5 protein-coding genes are annotated in these 6,460 nt (G+C 61.8%); 3 read left to right on the top strand and 2 right to left on the bottom strand.

Going from position 1 to position 6,460, the window contains the following annotated elements; genetic code table 11:
* Positions 1-194: 194 nt before the first annotated feature.
* Positions 195-932, bottom strand: a complete 738-nt coding sequence (locus CAF87_RS18005) for a thioesterase II family protein (protein WP_085732438.1) — start codon at positions 930-932, stop codon at positions 195-197.
* 127 nt (positions 933-1,059) lie between these two features.
* Here CAF87_RS18005 and CAF87_RS18000 point away from each other — a divergent pair, with 127 nt between their 5' ends.
* Complete coding sequence (locus CAF87_RS18000) at positions 1,060-2,190, top strand: cupin-like domain-containing protein (RefSeq protein ID WP_085732437.1); 1,131 nt, start codon at positions 1,060-1,062, stop codon at positions 2,188-2,190.
* A 5-nt stretch (positions 2,191-2,195) separates the two neighbouring features.
* Here CAF87_RS18000 and CAF87_RS17995 read toward each other — a convergent pair whose 3' ends face one another.
* Positions 2,196-3,368 carry an MFS transporter gene (locus CAF87_RS17995; protein WP_085732436.1) on the bottom strand — a complete coding sequence of 391 codons (1,173 nt, stop codon included), beginning with the start codon at positions 3,366-3,368 and terminating at the stop codon, positions 2,196-2,198.
* 207 nt (positions 3,369-3,575) lie between these two features.
* On the opposite strand from CAF87_RS17995, the gene CAF87_RS17990 reads away from it, so the two are divergent.
* Positions 3,576-4,376, top strand: coding sequence for a glucose 1-dehydrogenase (locus CAF87_RS17990; RefSeq protein WP_085732435.1), 801 nt, complete (start codon positions 3,576-3,578; stop codon positions 4,374-4,376).
* A complete protein-coding gene (locus tag CAF87_RS17985; protein ID WP_085732434.1) occupies positions 4,369-6,195 on the top strand; it encodes a glycoside hydrolase family 15 protein in 1,827 nt (608 codons plus the stop codon). Before CAF87_RS17990 ends, CAF87_RS17985 begins: the two co-directional genes overlap by 8 nt.
* Positions 6,196-6,460 lie beyond the last annotated feature (265 nt).

The raw sequence follows: 6,460 nt of genomic DNA, 5'->3' as shown, positions 1-6,460 counted from the left end.
TTCTTGGTATCCGAATCAGTAGGCTGGCAGCACAAAGGCACGTCGTCCCTATAAAACGAATGCAAAGCGCAAAAATTAGCGATTGAGAAGAACTATCAGAATGGAGGTGCAGCGAGGATTTACGGGCGATAAAAAACCCTGCGGGAGCAAGCCTGCTCGCTCCTCACAGGGTTCTGGACAGCGATGAATTCGGGTTAAACGGCGGCCATCAAGCCGTGCCGACGATGATGCACGTCGAGCTGATCCTTGATTACCCGCAGCACCTTGGCTTCGTGTTCATGAATAAAGAAGTGCCCGCCGGCCAGCATGTCCACCGAGAAACTGCCACGGGTTTCCTTGCTCCAGCCGATCAACTGCTCGGTGGTCGCCTTGTCGGCCTTGCCGCCGAGCACATGCACCGGGCAGTTGAGAGGCGGCCGCTGCAACGGCTGGAATTTGCCGCAGAGCAGGAAGTCGGCGCGCAGGATCGGCAGCGTCAGGCTCATCAACTCTTTATTAGCCAGCACTTCCTCACTGGTGCCGTTGAGCGTGCGCAGTTGATCGATCAGCTCGGCGTCCGTCTTGGGCTCGGCAAAACCGCGGTCGTAGTCGGCGCGCAACGTCGGCGCCGCGGTGCCAGAGGCAAACAGCGCCACCGGTTCCGGGCAACCCAGTGCGCGCAAGGCGTGAGCGATTTCGCAGGCCAGCAAGGCGCCCAGACTATGGCCGAACAGTGCGTAAGGGGCCTTGAGTGTCGGGCGCAATTCCCGGGCCAATTGCATCGCCAGTGCACGCATGTCGGTGTGCAACGGTTCGCCGAACCGGGCGCCGCGCCCCGGCAATTCCACCGGTTGCAATTGCAGCCACTGCGGCAGCTTCGGCCGCCAGCGGCTGTAGACCATGGCACTGGCGCCGGAATACGGCAGGCACAGCAGGGTCAACTTGGTCACCACGCATCCCTCGAAAAAAGTCTCTTCAAGGGGTACGGATTGCTGCCCGGGCAAATTAGTCGGCAGTTTGTAAATTTCCGATACAAATGCTCGTTAACCGTTCAGACCAAAACAACAACGAGGATTCACCGTGGACCTGCAGACCATCCTGGGCAAGCTGTTCGCCAATGCCGGCGCGGTCGGTATCGAAGGCGTTTTCCAATTCGTGTTGGGTTCACAGGCGTTCTGGTCCGAGGTCAGCGCGAGCAGCCGCACCGAGGCCGGTCGCCATGCCAGCCCCGACGTGACCATCGAAGTCGCCGAGCAGGACTTTCTCGCAACCATGGCCGGTATCGCCAACGTCGAGGAACTATTTGCCAGCGGTCGCCTGAAGATCAGCGGCAACATGGGCCTGGCGACAATGCTGCCGCAGATCATCGACCACGCTCGCCGGGGTGCAGCGCCGGTAGAAAAGGTCGACATGAACAAGCGCTATCCGACGCCACCGCGCTTCAGCGAAAAACTCACCGCCAGCCTGCCAGCGCAAACCGTCGTCGAGCGCAGACCGCGCAGCGAGTTGTCGCTGATCGAATTCGAGAGCCGCTACCTGCCCAACGGTATTCCGGTGGTGATCAGCAATGCCTTGCACGACTGGCCGCTGTTCAAGCTCAGCCGCGAAGAATCACTGGTGCACTTCGCCGAACTGCAAGGCATCACCCGCCACGGCGATTACGTGAAGAAGACGTTCTCGACCGAACGGGATTTCCGCTCCACCTCGATGGCCGATTTCATCGCCTCGCTGGACAGCCCGGCGGTCAAAGGCGCGGACGGAGAGCCACCGGCCTACATGGGCAACAACATTCTGCCGGCGGCGTTGATGCAGCAGATTCAATACCCGCCCTACTTCGACGCTTCTTTGTTCATCCCGCCGCGCATCTGGATCGGCCCCAAAGGCACGCTGACCCCGTTGCACCGCGACGACACCGATAACCTGTTCGCCCAGGTCTGGGGCCAAAAGAAGTTCACCCTCGCCGCGCCTCATCATCGTGAAGCGTTGGGCACTTGGTCCACCGTACCCGAGGGTGGCCTGGACGGCTGCGATTTCAACCCGGATGCGCCGGACTACGAACGCTTCCCCAAGGCCCGCGACGTGACCTTTCTGCGGGTGACGCTGGAGGCCGGCGACCTGTTGTTCCTGCCCGAAGGCTGGTTCCATCAGGTGGAGTCGGTGTCGACCTCGCTCTCGGTGAACTTCTGGGTGAATTCGGGCCGGGGCTGGTAACCCGATCACTTGAGGTGGCGGAAGCTCTGCACCGCCGAACACAACACCACCGCCCCGGCCACTATCGCCAGCCAGAACCCGCTGCGGGCACCGAACGCATCCACCAGCGCGCCGGAACCGGCGGCGCCGATGGCCACGCCAATGCTCAGGCCAGTCACCAGCCAGGTCAGGCCTTCGGTGAGTTTGGCCGGCGGCACGATGCGTTCGATCAACGCCATCGCCACGATCAGGGTCGGCGAGAAAAACAGCCCGGCGATGAACACCGCCACAGCCAAGCCGAAGATGTTGGTCGCCAGCAACAGCGGCAGCGTGGTCAATGCGGTCGCCAGACCGCCATAAAGGAACAGGCGTGGCAACGGCAGCTTCGAGCGCATCGCCCCGAACGCGATGCCGGCCAGGCAGGAACCGATGGCGTACACCGACAACACGATGCTCGCCGCTGCCGGTTGCCCTTGCTGCTGGGCGAACGCGACGCTGACCACATCGACCACGCCGACGATCATGCCCATGGCGACCATCAACAGCAGAAGCCATTGCACGTCGGTGGAACGAATGATCGAACCTTGATGATGCGATTCGTGAGGATGCACCGGCGGCTCGGTGCCGCGCTGGGCAACGAATGCCGTCACGCCAATCGCCAGCATTATCAGCGCCGCCAGCGGCCCGGCTTCGGGAAACACGGCGACGCACAGGCCTACCGACAGCGGCGGGCCGACGATGAAACAGACCTCATCGAGCACCGATTCCAGCGCGTAAGCGGTCTGCAATTGCGGCTGGCCGCGATAGATTTCCGTCCAGCGCGCCCGCACCATCGCCGACATGCTCGGCATGCAACCGGCCAAAGCGGCACAGACGAACAGCGTCCAGTTCGGCGCCTGCAAACGGGTGCACAGCAGCAACATCAGCAACGCCCCGCCACCGATCAGCGCCGACACCGGCAGAATCCGCCCCTGACCGTAACGGTCCACCAGCCGCGACACCTGCGGCGCGCAGAACGCCGTGGCCAAAGCAAAGGTCGCCGCCACCCCGCCTGCCAACGCATAACCGCCGGTCAATTGCGAGAGCATGGTGATCACGCCGATGCCAGTCATGGAAATCGGCATGCGCGCGATCATCCCGGCCATCACAAAGGCCCGGGCGCCGGGGGCGTTGAACAGTTCGCGGTAAGGGTTTGCCATCGGATACAGCCTCATCAGGGGCGGCCAACTTGCCACAAAGCCTGACGGGCGGCAAAGCGAGGAATTGTTGGTGGAGTGTGAAGTCCCTGTGGCGTGCAGGGCCAATCGCTGTGGCACGAAACTGTCGATCTTTTCATGTCTGCGGATGAACTCTCGTCGCCAGCCATCAGTCAGCTAAGTAAGCCCCAACCCAAGGCGCGACCCTGCATGCAGATTTCCCTCGCCCGCCAAGTTGCTCTTGTCACCGGTGCCAGTTCCGGCATCGGCCACGGTGCCGCCAAAGCGCTGGCCGCTGCCGGTGCCGCCGTCGTCATCAATTACAACCGCCAGGCCGAGCCGGCCGAAGCGTTGGCCCGACAGATCGTCGCCGACGGTGGTCAGGCCATCGCCATCGGCGCCGATGTTTCGAAGGAAGAGGATGTGGAGCGACTGTTCCGGCAGACCCTCGACGCCTTCGGCACGCTGGACATTCTGGTAGCCAATTCCGGTCTGCAAAAAGACGCGGCAGCTGTGGATATGTCGCTGGCCGACTGGAACACGGTGATCGGCGTCAACCTCACCGGCCAGTTCCTTTGCGCCCGCGCCGCGCTGCGGATATTCAACCGCCAGGGCGTGCGCGAAGGCGTGTCGCGGGCTGCCGGCAAGATCATCCACATGAGTTCGGTGCACCAGCGCATTCCCTGGGCCGGGCACGTCAATTACGCAGCGTCCAAGGGCGGCGTCGATCAACTGATGCAGACCCTGGCCCAGGAAGTCAGCCACCAGCGCATCCGCATCAACGGCATCGCACCGGGAGCGATTCGCACGGCGATCAATAAGGACGCCACCGAAGGCGACGCCGGCCAGGCCCTGCTCAAACTCATTCCTTACGGGCGCATCGGCGATGTCGAGGACGTGGCCAACGCGGTGGTGTTCCTCGCCTCCGATGCCTCCGACTACATCGTCGGCACCACCCTGTTCATCGACGGCGGCATGAGCCTCTATCCGGAGTTCCGTGGCAATGGCTGAGCATCTTTCCGAACGACAAAGCCCCATCGACGCCCACGGCATCATTGGCGACATGCGCAGCGCCGCGCTGATCAATGACAAGGGCAGTGTTGATTTCTTCTGCTGGCCGGAGTTCGACAGCCCGTCGATCTTCTGTTCGCTGCTGGACACACCCGATGCCGGGATTTTCCAGCTCGCGCCGGACTTGCCTGATGCCCGACGCGAACAGATTTACCTGCCGGACACCAACGTTCTGCAAACCCGCTGGCTCAGCGATCACGCCGTGGTGGAAATCACCGACCTGTTGCCCATTGGCGACAACGATGAAGCGTTGCCGCTGTTGATCCGCCGAGTGCGAGTGGTCAGTGGAGAGGCGACGTTTCATCTGCGCTGCGCCGTTCGGCATGACTACGCCCGCGCTGAAACGCGCGCCGTAATCAACAAGAAGGATGTGCTGTTCAGCGCCAGCGGCCAGCCGACATTACGGCTGGCCTCGGATCAAGCCTTGAGCGTCGATCACGATGCGGCAGTCGGGCAATTCACTCTCAAACAGGATCAAACCGCCGCGTTCATGCTCGGCGACAGCGATGATCCGCGTTTTGCCGAAGGCGCCGCGCAGTTGTGCATCGAACGCACCCTGAAGTTCTGGCGCGACTGGATCGGCCAGTCCAACTATCGCGGTCGCTGGCGGGAAATGGTCAACCGCTCGGCCCTGGCCCTGAAGCTGCTGACCTCGCGCCAACACGGCGCAATCCTCGCCGCCGCCACGTTCGGTCTGCCGGAAACACCCGGCGGCGAACGCAACTGGGACTATCGCTACACCTGGATCCGCGACGCCTCGTTCACTGTTTACGCCTTCATGCGCCTGGGTTTTGTCGACGAAGCCAACGGCTACATGCGCTGGCTGCGCGGGCGGGTCAGTGATTGCAGCGGTCAGCCGATGAAACTCAACATCCTCTACGCCATCGACGGCCGCCAGGAACTGCCGGAAACCGAACTCACGCATTTGTCCGGGCATGGCGGCGCGAAACCGGTGCGCATCGGCAATGGCGCCTACGACCAGATTCAACTGGATATCTTCGGCGAACTGATGGATGCCGTTTACCTGGTTAACAAGTACGGCGACGCGATTTCCCACGAGGGCTGGAAACACGTGATGGAAGTGGTCGATCAGGTCTGTGAGACCTGGCAGACCAAGGACGTAGGCATCTGGGAAATGCGTGGTGAGCAACATCACTTCCTGCATTCGCGCCTGATGTGCTGGGTGGCGCTGGACCGGGCCATCCGCCTCGCCTCGAAACGCTCGCTGCCGGCGCCCTTCGCCCGCTGGGACCAGACCCGCCAAGCGATCCACGCCGACATCTGGGACAACTTCTGGAACCAAGAGCGCGGGCATTTCGTGCAGTACCAGGGCGGCACCGCGCTGGATGGCTCGATGTTGTTGATGCCGCTGGTGCGTTTCGTCAGCGCCAAGGATCCGAAATGGCTGGCGACGCTGGAGGCCATCGAAAAACACCTGGTGCGTGACGGCATGGTTTACCGCTATCGCAATGACGATGCCGGCATTGACGGATTGTCCGGCACTGAAGGCGCCTTCGCTGCGTGCTCGTTCTGGTATGTCGAATGCCTGGCCCGGGCCGGGCAAGTGGAAAAGGCTCATTTGGAATTCGAGCAACTGCTGCGTTATGCCAATCCGTTGGGGCTGTACGCGGAGGAATTCGACAACCGTGGCCGGCATCTGGGCAATACGCCGCAGGCGTTGACGCATCTGGCGCTGATCAGTGCGGCGAGCTTTCTTGATCGCAAGTTGAGTGGGGAGAAGAATTACTGGCAGCCGTAGTCATCCTTATTCGCCAGAGCCTGTAAGAAAGATCTCAACCTCAATCGCCGCTTGTAGGATGGCCACCTACGAGCGGCAAACACCCCCGAGCCTTGTCGTTGAAGGGCTGGCCCACACAATCGATTCCTTTCGATACAACTTGTTGATGGCACGGCCTACAAAAACCTGCCAAGCCCGTGTAACGCTTGGCCCGCAACTCGCACTTACACCCCGAAATACCTTGTTGCCAGCTATTACATCCCCCCCTACCATCCACCGCAACGGG

This window comes from Pseudomonas sp. R38(2017) (assembly GCF_002112395.1).
In the GTDB taxonomy this organism is placed as follows: Bacteria; Pseudomonadota; Gammaproteobacteria; order Pseudomonadales; family Pseudomonadaceae; genus Aquipseudomonas.
Note: the sequence above shows the minus strand (reverse complement) of the source record. Positions and strands in the feature narration are given on the sequence as shown.

Bases quoted from the DNA above. Each gene is read 5' to 3' on its own strand.
- CAF87_RS17990 (WP_085732435.1), top strand. From the start codon at position 3,576: ATGCAGATTTCCCTCGCCCGCCAAGTTGCTCTTGTCACCGGTGCCAGT.
- CAF87_RS17985 (WP_085732434.1), top strand. From the start codon at position 4,369: ATGGCTGAGCATCTTTCCGAACGACAAAGCCCCATCGACGCCCACGGC.
- CAF87_RS17995 (WP_085732436.1), bottom strand. From the start codon at position 3,368: ATGGCAAACCCTTACCGCGAACTGTTCAACGCCCCCGGCGCCCGGGCC.